This window comes from Gemmatimonas sp., assembly GCF_046594945.1.
Lineage (GTDB): Bacteria > Gemmatimonadota > Gemmatimonadetes > Gemmatimonadales > Gemmatimonadaceae > Gemmatimonas.
Genome location: NZ_JBKJRB010000093.1, coordinates 17649 through 34386, shown reverse-complemented (window position 1 = coordinate 34386; position 16738 = coordinate 17649). Strand labels below are relative to the sequence as shown.

General features: G+C 65.1%; 12 protein-coding genes. 6 read left to right on the top strand and 6 right to left on the bottom strand.

The annotated features are described in order from the left end of the window. Positions 1–47: 47 nt before the first annotated feature. Together ACLL97_RS10965 and ACLL97_RS10960 are read right to left on the bottom strand one after the other, a co-directional pair. A complete protein-coding gene (locus tag ACLL97_RS10965; RefSeq protein WP_411280512.1) occupies positions 48–1385 on the bottom strand; it encodes a CitMHS family transporter in 1338 nt (445 codons plus the stop codon). 8 nt (positions 1386–1393) lie between these two features. Next, positions 1394–3304, bottom strand: a complete 1911-nt coding sequence (locus ACLL97_RS10960) for a CocE/NonD family hydrolase (protein ID WP_411280511.1) — start codon at positions 3302–3304, stop codon at positions 1394–1396. A gap of 156 nt (positions 3305–3460) precedes the next feature. Here ACLL97_RS10960 and ACLL97_RS10955 point away from each other — a divergent pair, with 156 nt between their 5' ends. The 6 genes from ACLL97_RS10955 (at position 3461) to ACLL97_RS10930 (ending at position 12256) form a co-directional block, all read left to right on the top strand. Further along, positions 3461–4165, top strand: coding sequence for a class I SAM-dependent methyltransferase (locus ACLL97_RS10955; RefSeq protein ID WP_411280510.1), 705 nt, complete (start codon positions 3461–3463; stop codon positions 4163–4165). A 99-nt stretch (positions 4166–4264) separates the two neighbouring features. Further along, complete coding sequence (locus tag ACLL97_RS10950; protein WP_411280509.1) at positions 4265–7369, top strand: TonB-dependent receptor domain-containing protein; 3105 nt, start codon at positions 4265–4267, stop codon at positions 7367–7369. A gap of 19 nt (positions 7370–7388) precedes the next feature. Further along, the gene (locus ACLL97_RS10945; protein ID WP_411280508.1) at positions 7389–8747 is read left to right on the top strand and encodes a RagB/SusD family nutrient uptake outer membrane protein; all 1359 of its coding nucleotides are present in this window, start codon (positions 7389–7391) and stop codon (positions 8745–8747) included. Positions 8748–8758: 11 nt separating this feature from the next. Then, positions 8759–9556, top strand: coding sequence for a DUF4397 domain-containing protein (locus tag ACLL97_RS10940; protein ID WP_411280507.1), 798 nt, complete (start codon positions 8759–8761; stop codon positions 9554–9556). Positions 9557–9684: 128 nt separating this feature from the next. Continuing rightward, on the top strand, positions 9685–10779 hold the full coding sequence (locus ACLL97_RS10935; RefSeq protein WP_411280506.1) for a DNA glycosylase AlkZ-like family protein: 1095 nt from the start codon (positions 9685–9687) through the stop codon (positions 10777–10779). A gap of 373 nt (positions 10780–11152) precedes the next feature. Next, complete coding sequence (locus ACLL97_RS10930; protein WP_411280505.1) at positions 11153–12256, top strand: serine hydrolase domain-containing protein; 1104 nt, start codon at positions 11153–11155, stop codon at positions 12254–12256. A gap of 51 nt (positions 12257–12307) precedes the next feature. Here ACLL97_RS10930 and ACLL97_RS10925 read toward each other — a convergent pair whose 3' ends face one another. The 4 genes from ACLL97_RS10925 to ACLL97_RS10910 all read right to left on the bottom strand — a co-directional run bounded on the left by ACLL97_RS10925 (position 12308) and on the right by ACLL97_RS10910 (position 16685). Continuing rightward, positions 12308–13141, bottom strand: a complete 834-nt coding sequence (locus ACLL97_RS10925; RefSeq protein WP_411280504.1) for a class I SAM-dependent methyltransferase — start codon at positions 13139–13141, stop codon at positions 12308–12310. Between the two features lie 167 nt (positions 13142–13308). After that, on the bottom strand, positions 13309–15003 hold the full coding sequence (locus ACLL97_RS10920; protein WP_411280503.1) for a LuxR C-terminal-related transcriptional regulator: 1695 nt from the start codon (positions 15001–15003) through the stop codon (positions 13309–13311). Between the two features lie 101 nt (positions 15004–15104). Continuing rightward, complete coding sequence (locus tag ACLL97_RS10915) at positions 15105–15542, bottom strand: phosphate ABC transporter substrate-binding protein (protein ID WP_411280502.1); 438 nt, start codon at positions 15540–15542, stop codon at positions 15105–15107. A 12-nt stretch (positions 15543–15554) separates the two neighbouring features. Beyond that, on the bottom strand, positions 15555–16685 hold the full coding sequence (locus ACLL97_RS10910) for a hypothetical protein (RefSeq protein WP_411280501.1): 1131 nt from the start codon (positions 16683–16685) through the stop codon (positions 15555–15557). Positions 16686–16738: the final 53 nt, after the last annotated feature.

Genomic DNA, 16738 nt, shown 5'->3' with positions numbered 1-16738 from the left:
TTTGCGCGCAGGTCGTCATACGCTGACCACGATGCCGGACACGAGCGTTATCGTGCGCGACCCACGAACGGGATCACCAGCGTGAACAGTCCGATCGTGAGCAGCACGAGTGTGGAGCCGAGGGCCCACTTCAACGTGAATCGCTGATGATCATCGAAGTCGACACCGGCCAGACCGACTAGCAGAAACGTTGACGGGACGAGTGGGCTGAGCAGATGCACCGGCTGCCCGACCAGCGCCGCCCGCGCCATTTCCGCCGCTGAAATGCCGTAGGCTTCTCCGGCCTTGGCGAGAATCGGCAGGACACCGAAATAGAACGCGTCGTTCGAAATGAGAAACGTGAATGGGACGCTGAGCAGACCCGTCACGATGGCCAGATAGGGCCCGAGTGCGGTCGGCACGAGCTGAATCACGCTGTCGGCCATCGCGTCCACCATCTTCGTGCCGGACAGAATCCCCGTGAACACGCCAGCCGCGAAAATCAGCCCGACCACCGACATCACGTTGCCGGCGTGTCGGGCAATCAGCGCTTTTTGTTGGTCAATGCCGGGATAGTTCAGCATCAGCGCAATCGCAAAGCCGATCATGAACAAGACCGGGAGCGGCAGCACCGCCATCATGAGCGCCACGAGCAGTGCGAGCGTGAGAAGGGCGTTGACCACCAATCGATCCGGCCGTCGATGCGACGTGTCCTCGTGATACTGCGGGTTGGCCAGTTCTTCATCCAGCACGTCATTGGCTGCTGCGATGCCAACCATCGGGTACGGCGTGAGCGTGAGCCGCGCCCGCTCGTGCAGACCGAGTCGGTAGGCGACGAAAAAGACCCAGCATGCACCGCCCACCATCGCGGGAATGAGCGGGACAAACACGGTGCTCACATCGATGGAAAGGGCACTCGCGGCGCGCGCCGTGGGACCGCCCCACGGCAAGATGTTCATGACGCCGCCAGCGAGCATCGTCACGCAGGCCAGAATGAGCGGTCGCATGCCAAGCTTTCGATACAGCGGCAACATGGCTGCGGTCGTGATCATGTACGTCGTCGACCCATCACCATCGAGTGACACCAACAACGCGAGCGCCGCCGTGCCGAGCACGACCTTGACCGGATCGCCGTGCACGAGGGTCACGAGACGCTGCACGAAGGGCTCGAACAGCCCCGCGTCGATCATCACGGCGAAGTACAGGATCGCGAACATCAGCATGACGCCCGTCGGGGCGAGCTTCGTGATGCCGCTGACCATCATGTCACCCAACGACGAGGCGAATCCGCCGGCCACGCCGAACGCGATCGGGATGAGAATCAGCGCGGTCAACGGCGAGAGTCGCTTCGTCATGATGAGCGTCATGAAGACGAGCACCATGGCGTACGCGAGAAACGTGAGCATGGCGCGCCCTACTTCCGCGCCGGAGCCAACGGCAGCACGATGTGCGACGGATAGGTCGCATTGTGCTGAATCGTGATATCGGTGGTGACCATGCGTCGGTTCCGCCCCAGCGGTTCGCCGGTATTCGGATTCACATCGAATCGCGGGAAGTTGCTGCTGGATACATCGACGCGTATGCGGTGCCCCTTCTTGAACACGTTGGCGGTGGGAAACGGTTCGATCGTGAACTCATACACTTTCCTGGGCGTCAACAACACGGCGTGATCACGCGTGGCCCGGTAGCGACCGCGTACGATGGCATCGGTAAGATTCATATCGAAGCCGCCCGGCCAATCGATGCTCGACGGATACACGTCCACCAGCTTCGCCGTGAAGTCGGCATCGACGGTCGTCGCCGATGCATAGAGCTTCACCGTGATCGGTCCGATGATGGTCATGTCTTCCTTCAGCGGTTCCGTTTGGAACACGACCACATCGGCGCGCGATCGCAGCGGGAGCCATGGTGCCTGTGATGGCGGAAAGCGCGGGTCTTCGCGCTGGTTGAACGCTCCGTCCTTCAAACGCGCCGAGGCCCCTCCGCCAATGGTAGGCACCGGATGGCGCGGATCAAACGTGTATGTCGTCTTGGCGCTCACGCCCCCGGGCTTTGTCGGCGACAGCGAACCGTCGCCATGAAAGTAGTAGGGGAGGAGCTTGGTCCCAGCCAGCGGCCACTGATCGGCACTGCGCCAATAGCCGCCATGCATCAAGCGCCCGTTGTTGTCTTTGCGACCGTCTCCGGAACCCATGACGAAGACGCGAACCGGGGCGAGGGCTTCCGTGGCGTTGTTGACGCCTTTCAGGTGGTAGTCGAACCACCGCAGGTGAAAATCCGTCAGGAAATCCTGAATGGCGGCGCTGTCGCCGAACGCCACATCGCCGGCGTAGGGCAGATTGTTGCCGCCGTGTTTCCACGGACCAACCATCACATACTGCGGCGATTTCTTCAGGCGACGGAGTTCCGAGAAGTTCTTGAACGTGCCGGCGAGGAAAATGTCGAACCAGCCACCCACCTGCATCATCGGGATGTCCGCGGTCTGCGGATAGTGCTCGTCCCAGGCCAGCATCGGATCTTTCCAGTACGCGTCGTAATCGGCGTGCTCGAAGAAGTCGAAGTACCAGCCCTCGTACTGCGAGTCGGCGGACAACGGGTTGAGCCCACGGCGCATGGGCTGTACGCCATACCAGTCTTCCACCTTCTCGTTCTTCAGTAGCGCTTTCACGTCGTCGGTGCGCGCGTCGGCCAGCATTTGCGTCCAGGCCCACGTGAGCTGCCGTCCCATTTCGTACGTGCCGCGATAGCGCACGCCATGGTCCCAGCCGTTCGACATGCCGCCCATGTTGAGCACCATCGATTTCAACGACGGCGGATTGTATTGCGCGGCGCCGGCCTCCATGTGCGCGGCGAACGAGGTGCCCCACATGCCCACCTTGCCGCTACTGTACGGCTGCTTCGCCAACCACTCGATCGCGTCGTATCCGTCGGTCGCGTCGATCGGCTGCACCTTCGAAAACACCCCTTCGGACTTGTAGCGTCCACGCGTATCCTGCAGCGCCACGACATAGCCACGCTCGGCGTAGAACACGGCGAGGTCGGCCAGCGACGTCTTGTTGTACGGCGTGCGGTTCAGCAGCACCGGAAAGCGTTCCAGCACGGGAACGCCATGGCGTCCTGGCCGGTAAATGTCGGTGGCCATCCGCTTCCCATCGCGCGTGGGCATCAAGAAGTCGGTCGCGACCTTGATCGCGTCGAATTGCTTGGGCGACGACACCCATCCCGGGGGCGGCATACGCGAGGGATCGGGCGTGGCCACCACCTGTGCGGACAGGCGCGTGCTGGCCAGGATCACGACAATCGAGCCGAGGAGAAGGGGTTGCATACGCCAATGTGCGACGCAACGGGCTCGTGCGCCAACACGCGAGTCGGCGGGGCCACGCGCTACCGCTGCGGGGCGGCTCGGCATAGGTTGACCCGCTGATCTCGGATTTCTTTCTTCGCCAAGTATCGCCGGACGGTCTATGGACGCAGTGCCCTCGTGAGCGGCGACTTCGACGACCGCATCATTACCAGCTGGCACACGAACGCCGCGCCGTGGGTGCGCGCCATTCGTCAACGCGAGATTGTCAGTCGGGTAGACGTCACCAACGACGCGATCGTCTCGACGCTGCGTTCACTGCGCCCCACCCATCTGCTCGATGTCGGGTGTGGAGAAGGGTGGTTGTGCCACGCGATGGCCCGCGACGGTGTGTCGTGCGTTGGTGTCGACGTCGTACCCGCGCTGATCGACGCCGCGCGGGCTAGCCATCCGGTTGATGCGGTACCCGGCACGTACGCCGTCCTCGCCTACGATGCCATCGCCACGGGCGCGCTCTCCGATCACGATGTCGGCGCATTCGATGTCATCGTCAGCAACTTCGCGTTGATCGGTGAGGCGCCGGTAGAAACGATGCTGGCCGCTCTGCCCGCACTCATGGCCCCCGGAGGCCACGTGGTGATCCAGACGCTGCACCCGGTGATGGCGAGCCTCGACGTGCCGTATGTGGATGGCTGGCGCGAGGGCTCTTGGACTGGCTTTTCCAGCGAGTTCGCCGATGCCCCGCCTTGGTACTTCCGCACCATTTCAAGCTGGGTGGCGCTCCTCACTCAGGTGGGGCTGACGATGCGCGCCCTCCATGAACCTGTTTTCCCAGAAACGGGACGCCCCGCGTCCCTCATTCTGTGTGCGAATCGGGCGGACTGAAATCTCCCCCTAGTTGAATACGCTCCATCACGCGTTTAGCATCCCCCACACCACTCGTCCCACTTCCGTCCTGACGAGTCCTCCCTTCGGAGTGTGTGCATGACTATTCGATTGTTTCCCCGCAGGCTCGCGTTCCGCGCGATCCTGTTGTCCGTGCCGTTGGTCAGCATTCCTACCCGAGCGTACGCGCAGAGCGGCACGCAGAGCGGTGCGCAGAGCGGTGCGCAGAGCGGTGCGCAGGCCACTGCTGCCACCGGCACCGTGCGCGGTCGCATCACCGCCGCCGGCTCAGGGGCGGGGTTGCCAGATGCCCAGCTGCTGGTGGTCGGCACCCGCGTAGGCGCCATCACGACGGCCACTGGCGATTTCACACTGGTGAATGTGCCCGTAGGCGCGCGCTCCATCAGCGTCCGACGGCTCGGCTATCAGCCAGTCACGCGGGCCGTCACCGTGTCCGCCGGCGCGACCGCGTCGCTCGACGTGTCGCTTACGGTCAGCGCCGTGAACCTGAGCGAGGTCGTGGTGACCGGATCGGCGGCGCCCACCGAAAAGCGCAAGATCGGTACGAGCATCGCCTCGCTCGACTCGACGCTGATCGGTCGGGCGCAGGCGGTCACAATCGATCAGGCACTGCAGGGCAAAGTGGCCGGCGCCCAGATCTCGCAAAACTCCGGAGGGCCGGGCGGCGGCGGTATCTCGGTGCGCCTGCGCGGCACGAACTCCTTTATCTCGGGCTCTGATCCGCTGTACATCATTGATGGCGTGATCGTCGACAACGGCTCGAGCCAGCTCGCCGACCTCGGCGGCCGTTCGAATCCGCAGAACCGACTGGCCGACATCAACCCGGCCGACATCGAGCGGGTGGAGATCATTCGCGGCGCGGCCGCGGCTGCCCTGTATGGCTCGCGCGCCAATAACGGCGTGGTGCAGATCTTCACCAAGCGCGGCAACATCGGCAAGCCACGATTCTCGCTCACCACGCGCTACGGCACCAACGAACTGCGCGAGCAGCAGCCGTTCAACCTGTATCCGTTCGATATCAACGGCCTGCCAAGCACGCGGTTCAACTATCAGGATGACATTTTCCGCCGCTCGACGACCACCGACCAGAACGTCACAGTGGAAGGGGGCAACGACCAGACGCGCTACTTCCTGAGCGGAAACTACGCCGACGATCAGGGCATTCTGCGGTCGACCAGCTCGCGGCGCACCGGCGCCCGCATCAATCTGCAACAGCAGCTGGCCAGCAACCTCGTGGCCAACGTGACGTCGAACTTCGTCACCACCAGCAACCAGTTCCAGGCGTTCGGCGAGCAGAACGATTACGGCATCATGGGGTCGCTGTTCTTCGCCCCCACCAACGTCGATTTCCGCCCGGTGAACGGGGTGTATCCGTTGCCGCCGACGCTCGGTACGAACCCGTTGCTGGCCATCGACCGCATTCGCAACCCGCAGACGATCAATCGGTTCATCGGCTCCACCAAGTTCACGTGGACGCCGAAGCCGAACCTTCTGCTCGACTACACGCTGGGCATCGACAACACCGGCTTCGAGCAGCGCCAGTTCGTGCCGCGAAATGCCGTGTTGGGCACTGCTCCGCTGGCCACTGGGCGCGCGCAGTCGGTGTTCCAAGACACCCGCGTCGTCAACCAGGATGGCGTGGGCTCATACTCGTGGCGGGCGGGCGATGCGCTGGGCATGCGCACCACGGGCGGTTTCAACTACACGTCGCAGCGCCTCCGCACCACCAACGCCGTCGCCAACGGCTTGGCGCCGGTGGGTGACCTGGTAAGCGCGGGGTCGGTGTTCTCGGCCGGACAGACCGACGTGGAGCTTCGCACGCTGGGCTTCTACGCCCAGCAGGAAGTGGACTTCAAGAATCGCCTGTTTCTGACCGGGGCCGTGCGCTACGACGCCTCCAGCACCTTCGCGCCATCAGAGCGCTGGCAGGCGTTCCCCAAGCTGTCGCTGTCGTACGTGGCCCTCGAGAACCGCGCCGGTGCCCTGAACAGCCTGCGTCTGCGTACGGCGCTGGGCTGGGCCGGGTCGCAGCCAGGCATCGTGAACGCGTACTCGCAGTACATCACGTATGCCCAGCTGCCGTTCGCGGGCCGTCCTGGCTTCGCGAACGACGTGACGTTTGGCAACCCGTCGCTGCGTAACGAGCGGGCGCGCGAGGTTGAGGTGGGTGCCGAGGTCGGGTTGCTGAACGGCAAGGTGGGGGTGGAGGCCACGTACTACGATCGCATCGTGAACGACTTGCTCTTCTTCCGTCCGCTCGCCACGAGCACTGGCTTCTCGCGGCAGTTCGCCCCGATCGGCTCGATGTCGAACAAGGGGCTGGAGCTGCTTGTGCGCACGGTCAACGCCGATACCCGCAACTTCAAGTGGGAATCGACGGTGACGTACACGCGCAATCGCAACCTGGTCGAATCGCTCAACATTCTCGACTTCCAGTCGGCGGGCGGCTACCCGAATCGCATTCGGGTGGGGGAGCCGGCGGGCGTGTTCTACGGCTCCTACGCGGCGCGCAACTGCGGCACGGGCGCATTGCTGACCGACTCGCTGGGGCGCTATCGCCGCAGCAATCAGGCGGCCGACATGGGCGCCACACTCGCGCAGCGGCGGGCCATCAGCGGCGGCACCTGTAACGACTCACTGAACGCCGTGATCGGCGACCCGAATCCGGACTGGCTGGGATCGCTGTTGAACGAGTTCACGATCGGTAAGAAGCTGCGCCTGCGCGTCCTGCTGGACGGGGTGTTCGGCAACGACGTGATGAACCTGTCGACGCGCGCCCAGAACGCGGGCATTGCCAGCAACTCGAAGACGTTCGAGCGCGAACTGTTGCCCTATGGTGATTCGCGCAAGACGTCGCCGAACTTCAACGCCCGCACGCAGGGCATCTTCGAGTACTGGGTGCAGGACGGCAGCTTCGTGAAGCTGCGCGAACTCTCGGCCACGTACTCGGTGGACTGGGCGCCATTGCGTCGCGTGTTCAAGGAAGGCGTGGACCTGACGGTCTCCGGCCGCAACCTGGCGGTGTGGACGTCGTACGGTGGCTACGATCCGGAAATCAACCTGTTCGGCACGAATGCCGGCGGGTTGGGATCAGGGCAGACCACCGCGGCTGATCGCGGGTTCGATTTCGGCGGCTACCCGATTCCGCGGACGTGGTCGCTCAGTGCTCGCTTCACTTACTGATATCCGGAGACACCAATTCATGCGCAAGAACATCCGATGCGCGGTGCTCTCCACCGCGCTCGCCTCCCTCGCTCTTGGCGGCTGCAGTCTCGATCTGCAGAATCCGAATGCACCAACGGAGGCGCAGGTCACGACCAGTCCAGACGGCGTCATTGCGCTGGCCACTGGGTTGCAAGCCCGTTTCGCCAGCTCGTACGGCAACTTCGCGTACATGGCCGGCCTGGTGACCGATGAATTCGCGTCCACCAGTGCGGCGCTCATTTCGATCAGCGACGCCGAACAGGGATCGGTGGCCCCAACCACGGGGATTGCCGACAACGTGTTCAATTCTGCCTATCGCACCGTGCGATCGGCCGACGATCTGTTGGCCGGGGCAAACGCGCTGGCGGCGCAGCTCGAGCCGGGCACGCGCAGCGGTCTGGTCGCGCTGGCTCAGGCCCTCAAGGCGGAGGCGATCGGTGAGGCGCTGCAGTCGTACCAGCGGGTGCCGATTGCCACGTTCGGCCAAACAGCTCCGGTGTATGTGACGCGGGCCGAGGCGTTGCCCTATGTACGCGCGCTGCTGGATTCGGCGGCGCAGCAGCTTGCCACGACGCCGGCGAGCACGTTCTTCACATCGAACATCCTGACCCCCGGCGTGAACCTGAACGCCATGATTCAGCTGTTCCGGGCGCGGTATGCCCGCGTGGCCAACGACCATGCGAACGCGGTAGCCTATGCGAACCTGGTGCCGCGTAGCGGGCCCACCGCTTTCTCGGCGTTCCAGTTCCCCGCACCCACGGTGAACTTCTACGCCAATGTCACCGGCGGTACGAACGGCATCGCCCCGCGCCGCCAGTGGCGCACGGGCATGGCGGCGGGCGACCAGCGCTTTGTGTGGTTCGTGATCCCGTCCACCACGCTCACCGGCCGTGTTGGTGCCCTGCTCGATCCGTGGAACCGGTACGCCAGCCCACAGGCGTCACTGCCGGTGTACTTCCCCGACGAGGCGCTGCTGATCAAAGCCGAAGGACTTGCGCGGCAGAATCAGCTGGTCGCCGCGCAAGCGGTGGTGGACTCGGTGCGCACCGACTGCACGGGTGGGCGTGGCCTCGACGATCCCAAGGCCTGCCTGGCGGCGCTGAGCACGGCGTTGACGCAGCCACAGCTGCTCGATGAGATCTACACGCAGCGCCAGTATGAGCTGTTCGGGACTGGCCAGCGCTGGGAGGACGCCCGGCGTCGGACCGCCGTGCGTGGTCCAGTGAGTGCGCCCGGCGTGCCGATCGACGCGCAGCGCTGCTGGCTCCCGTACGCGATCGGCGATCGCAATGCGAATCCCAACGTGCCCGCCGATCCGGCGGAGCCGGCCACCTTCCCCGCGGCTTGTCAGCCGTGAGGCCATCATCCATGACCATGATTTCGACCATGCTGGATTTTCGTCGCCGGCCCGCGAGCGTGGCGAACGTGCTGCTGCTGGCCGGCGCCGCGCTGAGCGCCGCGTGCGGCACCAAGGATGCCGCGGCCCCATTCGAGCCGACGGGGCCTACTGGGCGCGTACGCTTCGTGAACGTAATCACCGACACCACGCGGGGCCGCGTGAACGCGATCTTGGAGGGCGTACCGTTCGGCGTGAATCTCACCTACGCGACGAGCACACCGGCCGCGCTCCCCGCTCCCAACACGGCTCTCTATTCGCCGATTTACGCGGGCAACCGGACCCTCGTGCTCAAGCGGACCGCCGACACCAACACGGTGGTGGCCACGATCGCCTTCGCAGTCGCCGCGTCGCAGGACCAGACGGTCTACGCCGCCGGCGGGGCCGCAGCGTCGACGATCGCGAACTTCGTGACCACCGACGACAACACGCTGTCGGCCACGCAAGCGCGGGTGCGTGTGGTGCACCTAAGCCCAACCGCCGGTGCCGTGGACATCTTTGTCACGGCACCGAATGCTGATCTGGCAACGGCCACGCCCACGTTGGCGAACGTCGCCGTGCGAACGGCCTCGGCCTATCTCGCGGTGCCTGCCGGGACTTACCAGGTCCGCGTGGTGCCGGCCGGTACGGCGGCGGCGGCGCGGGCCGGCGCGGTGGCGATCAACGTGGCGTCACTGGCGCTGACGGCGAACACGGTGCGGACCATCGTCGCCGCCGACAACAACATTGGCGGCGCGCCGCTACGGGCGTTCGTACTGATCGACCGTTAGCACCTCGCGCTCACGGACGTACCGCGGGCCCGTGCACACGGCACGGGCCCGCGGTCGTTAGTCCGACCGTCGCGTTCCAACTTTCCACCGACCGCGTCGTGGCCGCCGAGACCACCCACCGCAGCCCCATGCCCAGCGCACCCACCCTCGCCGACCTCCGCCGCTACGCCGTCGCACGATCGCTGTTTACCCCCACCACGCTACCTCGCGCGATCGCAAAACTCGGCTTCATCCAGGCCGATCCCATTCGCGCGCCCGCGCGAGCGCAGGACCTGACCCTGCGGCATCGCGTCACGGCGTACCGCGCCGGCGATCTCGAACGTCGCTACCACCGCCTCGACATCGAAGAAGACTTCTTCATCAATTACGGCTTTGTGCCGCGCAGCACGCATGCGTTGATGCACCCGCGAACCGCGCGCACCCTCTGGACCAAGGCCCAGCGCGCGCGCGCCAACGACGTGCTGGTGTTCGTGCGCCAACACGGCGTCGTGCATCCACGCGACGTAGATGCGCACTTTGCGCACGGCAAGGTCACGAATTGGTTCGGCGGCAGCAGTAACGCCACGACCCAGCTGTTGGATGGCATGCACTACCGCGGTCTATTGCGGGTGGCGCGCCGCGACGGCGGGACTCGGCTCTACGCGCCACGCGACGAAGCGCCCGGCCCCACCGACGTCGAGGCCGCGATGGATGCCCTCGTCGACGTGGCGATTGGCAAGTATGCGCCGCTCCCGGAACGGTCGCTGCGCGATCTCACCAGCCGTCTGTATCACGCGGTGCCGCAGTGGCTCGCCGAACGTCGCGCCGCGTTTGTTCGCGCGCGGGCGCGATGCGCGCACACCACGATCGACGGGGTGACCTGGTACTGGCCCGCCACCGAGTCGCCGCGTTCCGCGAAATTCCGCCTGTCAGAATCCGTCCGACTGCTCGCCCCCTTCGATCCAGTGGTCTGGGACCGCCGTCGCTTCGAGCTATTCTGGGACTGGGCCTATCGCTTTGAGGCGTACACTCCCGCGCCCAAGCGCGTGCGTGGCTACTACGCCCTGCCGCTCCTGTGGCGCGATGCCGTCATCGGCTGGGGCAATGTCACCGCACGCCACGGCGCCTTCGACGTGGCGCTCGGCTATGTCACCGGCCGCGCGCCGCGCGATGCCGCGTACCGATACGCGCTGGCAGAGGAACTCGCACGGGTGGAGCTGTTTCTGGGCCGAGACCGGGAATGATCGCCGACCGTGCTTGCAGCTCACAGGCGCATTGTCCGGAATATGGACAACGTCAACCGGTCCCCGGCCCAGCCACGCACCAGAAACGACGCACCAGAAACGACGCTGCGAAGGGCACGAGGCAGAAGGGTCCCCTGCGACGATGTCACGTCCGAGAGCGAACTGCCGGCGACCAAGTGCCGCCCTCACGGGCCACGTCTGAGATCGATATTTCGCGGGACAGGACTTTCAATCGGGAGGGTGGGAGTACGCGCGAAGTCCCACCCGGCACCGCCGAGTTAACGGCCGCGTGACGTGATCGTCTCACGGGTGAATAGCGGAGCCACACTGCGTGCGGAGCAGCACGATGCGAGAGAAGGTGGGAGGAAACCGGATGCGCGGCATTCGCCGAACTGCGCTGGTCGTGACCGTGTGGTCGATGCTGACCGCGTGCTCAGGGGCCGACCTCGCAGTCTCAACCGCGCCAGCGCCGGTCGACCCCAAATCGTTGCCGATGGCGTTCCCCTCAATCACCACGGACGAGTGGGCCACAATCACGCCCGCCGACCTGGGATGGGATACGCTCGCGTTGCGCGCGGCGCTCGACTGGGCGGGCGCGCAGAAGTCCACGGCCGTCGTCATCGCGTGGCGCGGGCGCATTGTGGCCGAGCGCTACTGGAAAGGCTGGACGCCGTCCACGGATTCCATCATCGCCAGTGCCAGCAAGTCCGTGGTGTCACTGCTGGTTGGACGGTTGCGCGAACAGGGCCGGCTCACGTTTGACGATCCGGCCACGCGTTGGTTGGGCGCCAGCTGGTCACGAGCGCCGCTGACTGAATCGCGTATCACCGTGAAGCACCTGCTGTCCATGAGCAGTGGCCTCGACGACTCGCTCAAGGCCGTGGTCGAACCCAATACGCGATTCTACTACAACAACCCGGCCTACTATCAGCTGTTCGGCGTGGTCGCCACCGCCAGTGGGCAGAGTGTGGTGAACTACAGTGCGTCGCAGCTGTTCGCCCCGATCGGTATGCGCACGGCACGATGGGTCCCGAACATCGATACAGGAGAGCTGGGGCTCGTATTGAGTTGTTCAGCGCGCGACATGGTACGCTTCGGACACTTGATCCTCAATCGTGGACGATGGAACGGCCACACAATCCTCGGCGACGACAGCTATTTCGCGGCAGCACTCACCACCGCCGCGTCGAATAATCCCAGCTACGGCTACCTCTGGTGGCTGAACGGCAAGAGTTCGTATCGCATCCCCGGTCCGTATGTGTTGCCCACGCTCCCTGGGGCCTTGATTCCCAGCGCACCAATCGACCTGATTGCCGCGCTGGGCAAGGGCGACAAGAAAATTTACGTGATCCCGTCACTCGACGTGGTCATCGCGCGCCATGGCGAGGAAGCCGACGTGGCCAACGGCAATCCGCTGGCCCTGAGCGCTTTCGACGAACAGTGGTGGCAACGGCTCCGGCTGGTGTTCCCAAAGTAAGACCGATGCAAAAGCGATCGTGCCCCTCTGGTCGGGGGCGCTCGAGTTGCGCTAGCGCTCGATCACAACCTCGAGATACGCACTCGGCAGTACCAGCGTGTCATCACCGGATACGTTGCGCTCCGCCATCATCTCCAACAGGGCTTCGGTGAACGCCGCCTGCTGCGTGGCATCGAGCGCCCCGAAGGTGCGATTCATGGGGCCGTAGTACGTGCGGAACACCTCGATCCAATGCAACGGCGAACGATAGCGGAAGGTGAACTGACGCTCGGTGGCGTGGATTGCCTTTACCTTCCCGGCGAACAGGTCCTCGAGGTGCGCCGCGTTGCCCCACAGGCTTGGCGACTTGACGCCGGCAGCGGGCGGAATGAAGCGGCCAATCGTTTTGAACAGTTGACCGATGAAGCTGTTTGGAGTCCAGTTGGCCATGCCGATCTTGCCACCGACGCGACACACGCGTGCGAGCTCCGACGCCGCCTGCGCCTGATTGGGCGTGAACATCACCCCGAAGGTCGACAGCACCACATCGAAGGTGCCGTCGGCAAACGGCAGCGCCTCCGCGTCGGCCTCACGGAACGCGATATCATACCCATCGGCCTCGGCGCGAGCGCGGCCGGCGTCGAGCAAGGCCGGCACATAGTCCGTCGATGTCACCTGGCACCACCGTCGGGCCGCCGCGAGCGTCGCGTTGCCGTTGCCGGCCGCCACGTCGAGCACCGTCTGGCCTGCGCGCAGATCAAGCGCCTCGCACAGCTGCTCGCCGACGATCTGCAGCGTGGTACCAACCACCGCGTAGTTGCCAGTGCCCCACGCGACCTGCTGCTTCGCCTTGACCGCGGCGAAATCTGGTGTGGGCGCGGACGGAGTGGGAGCGATGTTCGTCATCGAAGTATCCTCGGGCGTCACGGTGATCCAGCGAATTTCGAAACCTGCCGACGGTCGGCGTGAACTACACAAATAGGATACGCGTCGTGGTGTGCCGCCGCGTCCACCGATCCGGCCATCTTTGAGCCGCATGGCGGCATGGCCTGATCGGGCCATGCCGCTAAATGTCAGAGCAGCCCCAGCCGTGCCGCGTGCGCCACCGCGGCTGAGCGCGAGCTGACACTGAGCTTGGTGAGCGTGTTCGCCACATGCCGATGCACCGTGTGCTCGCTGATGCCGAGCGTCTGGGCGATGGCCGGATTGCCGAGCCCGTTCGCAATCAGCTTGAGCACATCGAGCTCGCGAGCGGTGAGTGAGCCGACTCGTGCCTTGCCCGACACGTCGGCGGACTGTGAAGCGACGGACACGGCCGGCGCGCTGATCGGCAGCGCGATCGCACGAAGAGCGCGCGCCCGCAGAAGCTCCGCGGGCGCGTCGATACCCGAAAGCAATACCTCGGCTTGCACCGCCTCTCGGACCGCGGCGTCGGCACGACCCAGTCGCCACAGCGTCTCGGCGAGGTCGAGTGATGCCGTGGCGCGCTCGAACGTCGCGCCGCTTCGCGTGAAGTGATCGACTGCGTCTTCGAAGTGTCGGCGCGCGTCGTCATCGTTACCATGGCCCGACGCCGCCACGCCTCGGGCCACCGACGCCAACGCACGCAGCGGACGTGTGGCGGCGGCGGCGGCGATGGCGTTCAGCTGCGCCAGCGGCGCCGCCGTCTCGTCGGGCATGCCACGCGCGACCGCGCTGCGTACGAGCAACTCGAGTGCCGCCGCTCGCTCCGTGCGATTGTGCGACGGCAATTGTCGCAGGTGACGCTCAGCGAGCTCCGCGGCACCCTCCCAATCACCGCGGTCGGCGGCGACCATTGCGCGCCCCACGACACCGAGCGGATGTCCGCCGGCGCGCTCGAAGAGTGCGTGCGCTTCGTCGAGGCGTCCCTGCCGGCGACGCAACTCACCGAGTCGAACGAGGGCTTCGGAGACCATGCCCGGTCGGACCGCGCCGAGTTCACTCGCCGCACTTTCGAGTTCGGTTTCCGCCTCGCTCCACGCGCCGCGCCACATGCACACGGCGGCGTATTGCGTGCGGCAGACCGCGAAGAGCGTGAGGAAGTGCCACTGCTCGCAGTAGGCCTTGAGCCGATGACACCACTGTACCGCGCGATCGTAGTCACGCACGCGATCGCAGGCCGCGATGAGGTAGCAGCAGGCGAGCCCGATGGCGAGACGGTCCCGCACATCGCCGCCAAGAATCGACGCGGCAACGCTGTCCAGCTCGCGCATTCCTTCAGCCACCTGCCCCGAGGTCGCGAGTGAAAAACCGCGCAGGGAGCGGCCCACCATCTCGAAGTCCACCGAGCCCGCCACGCGGGCGGCACGAATGGCGTTGTCGGCGCAGCGCAGCGCGTGCTCCGGATCTCCATGATCGAGCAGTGCAAAGGCGGACTCGCGCACCGACAGCCACGCATACTCCTCGGTGTCATGGTGTCCGTCGAGCAGTTCCCGCGCGCGCGCCAGCCAGCCGCTGGCCACCGCAATCTCGCCTCGAAACGCGTCGTGGTCCCACGCCAGCCAGACCGCGATGCGCGCGGCACTGCGCACATCACCGCTGGCGCGAAAGAGGCGATACGCTTGCTCCCGTGAGGCGAAGACCAGATCGGCCTTGTCTTCCCACCACGCGGCGCTGGCACGGCCGTCGTGTGCGACGGCCGATTCCGGATCCGTCGCCAGCACGTTGTCAAATTGCACGATGGCGGCGGCCGTATCTCCGCGGTCCAGGGCCATACGACCAGCCTGCAGGGCGGAATCAGGATGCATGTTGGAACGATGGAGCCCGGTTCTTCCCTCGGCAATGGACGCACGCGCCAACACCCGTCACGACACCGCCGGTGTCGGACAGGCGTGGAGCGGCGCGCAACCTACTTGAGCTTGATGACCTTCACGCCATCGGTCGAGGCGCCTTCGCTCACATACCCGATGCCACCGGGTGTGCTCTTCACGTAGGCCACTACCGCATCATCATTCGCCTTGCTGGGCGGCGGGGTGTCCTTGCCGGAGAAGACCTGCTGCTGCCAGTAGGTGACCACGGCCGAAGTGGAACGGCCGTGTACGGCCTTGGAGAAGGCATCGCGGCCAGCAGTACTCGCTGACAGGTCCACCGGCGCGGCCTCGACGCCGGTGGCAAACTTGCGGTCCTTCTTGAGGAACAAGTTGGAGAGCGACGTCTGACCGATGTCGCTGATCTGAACGTCGGAGTTCACCACGATCTTGAACCCCTGGGCGGCCGACGTGCGCGGGGCCAACGCCGCGGCGCCGAGGCCGGCCAGCAGTACAACGCGGGACAGGAAACGGGTCATGATGATCATTCCTCAGAACGTGGTGGCGATGCTGGCAATCCAGTAGCGCGTACTGCGCTCGGGCGCGAGGACTACCGTTGGCGGCACCTGCGAGCGAACCGTGGACACGTTGGTGTCGAACACATAGCCCGCGCGCCAGTGATGCTCAAACTTGATCAGGGTGCCGGGCGCGACATGGAAAATGGCGGCACCACCCGTGCTCGTTACGCTGGGCAACGTCTCCCGCAGCCCTTTGGTCGTGAAGAACAGGCGACTGCGCGAGATGGTGTGTTCACCAGCCAGCTGGAATCGATCGGTGACCTGTGCCACGGCCTGCACATACTTGTGGTGATTGTCGCGCGCCGGCGTGAACCCGTTGAGATTGGACTGTTCGGCGCGCAGGGTGAATCGCGAGAACTGCGACTGCGCGCTCACCAAGGTGTTGGTCATCATGCCCTTGGTCGTGGCCGTGCGCACTTCCATGCGCGCCGCATGCGCGCCCAAGCGGATGTTTGCAAATGGCACGTCGAGGTAGAGCTGAGAGCCGTAATAATTCTCCATGCGCTGGATGCGCACGTCTTGCCCAGTGGTCGTTGTGACGACCGAGCGCCAGTCGCTACCGCCGAAGAAACTATACGCCTCCACCGAGAAGTCACCAATTGGCTGACGGATGCTCACCACAGCGCCGTCGAGGGCGTCGAACGCGTCGCTGTACGCCTCCATTGATGGACGGAAGAACGGGAGGACGGCACCGATGTAGCGGACCTCGTTCATCAGGCCACGCGGCAGCGGCGTACGTCCTGCCTTGATGTTGCCGGTGGCATTTCCAACGTCGAAGCGATGGTTGAAGTAGGCCCACTGCGCCGTGACGTCGTTGAGGGCGCCCGCCAGCGGGCTGGTGCCGAATTTTCGATTCAGCAACTGGCCGACAAATTCGTCCTTGGCGGAGAGCTTCACGCGCGTCTGCAACGTGAAGATGCGATAGTCTGACGTGCCCTTGATCGGGATACCGAGCGTGGGGAGGTCGGAGGAGCGACCGTACCCGGCATTGAGCGAGGCGTGCCACGTGAGGCGATCGGCAATCTCCTGCGCACGCAGCGCTGACGCGCCGAGCAAGAGGGCAGCCGCCGAGGCGGCGATACGAGCCGTATGTTGACCTGACATTGCGGAAGGGGATTGGCTTCCAGGGTGCGACGTGGCATCCATGCCACGGGCGC

Bases quoted from the DNA above. Each gene is read 5' to 3' on its own strand.
- ACLL97_RS10950 (WP_411280509.1), top strand. From the start codon at position 4,265: ATGACTATTCGATTGTTTCCCCGCAGGCTCGCGTTCCGCGCGATCCTG.
- ACLL97_RS10945 (WP_411280508.1), top strand. From the start codon at position 7,389: ATGCGCAAGAACATCCGATGCGCGGTGCTCTCCACCGCGCTCGCCTCC.
- ACLL97_RS10925 (WP_411280504.1), bottom strand. From the start codon at position 13,141: ATGACGAACATCGCTCCCACTCCGTCCGCGCCCACACCAGATTTCGCC.
- ACLL97_RS10940 (WP_411280507.1), top strand. From the start codon at position 8,759: ATGACCATGATTTCGACCATGCTGGATTTTCGTCGCCGGCCCGCGAGC.
- ACLL97_RS10965 (WP_411280512.1), bottom strand. From the start codon at position 1,385: ATGCTCACGTTTCTCGCGTACGCCATGGTGCTCGTCTTCATGACGCTC.
- ACLL97_RS10930 (WP_411280505.1), top strand. From the start codon at position 11,153: ATGCGCGGCATTCGCCGAACTGCGCTGGTCGTGACCGTGTGGTCGATG.
- ACLL97_RS10920 (WP_411280503.1), bottom strand. From the start codon at position 15,003: ATGCATCCTGATTCCGCCCTGCAGGCTGGTCGTATGGCCCTGGACCGC.
- ACLL97_RS10910 (WP_411280501.1), bottom strand. From the start codon at position 16,685: ATGTCAGGTCAACATACGGCTCGTATCGCCGCCTCGGCGGCTGCCCTC.
- ACLL97_RS10960 (WP_411280511.1), bottom strand. From the start codon at position 3,304: ATGCAACCCCTTCTCCTCGGCTCGATTGTCGTGATCCTGGCCAGCACG.
- ACLL97_RS10915 (WP_411280502.1), bottom strand. From the start codon at position 15,542: ATGACCCGTTTCCTGTCCCGCGTTGTACTGCTGGCCGGCCTCGGCGCC.
- ACLL97_RS10935 (WP_411280506.1), top strand. From the start codon at position 9,685: ATGCCCAGCGCACCCACCCTCGCCGACCTCCGCCGCTACGCCGTCGCA.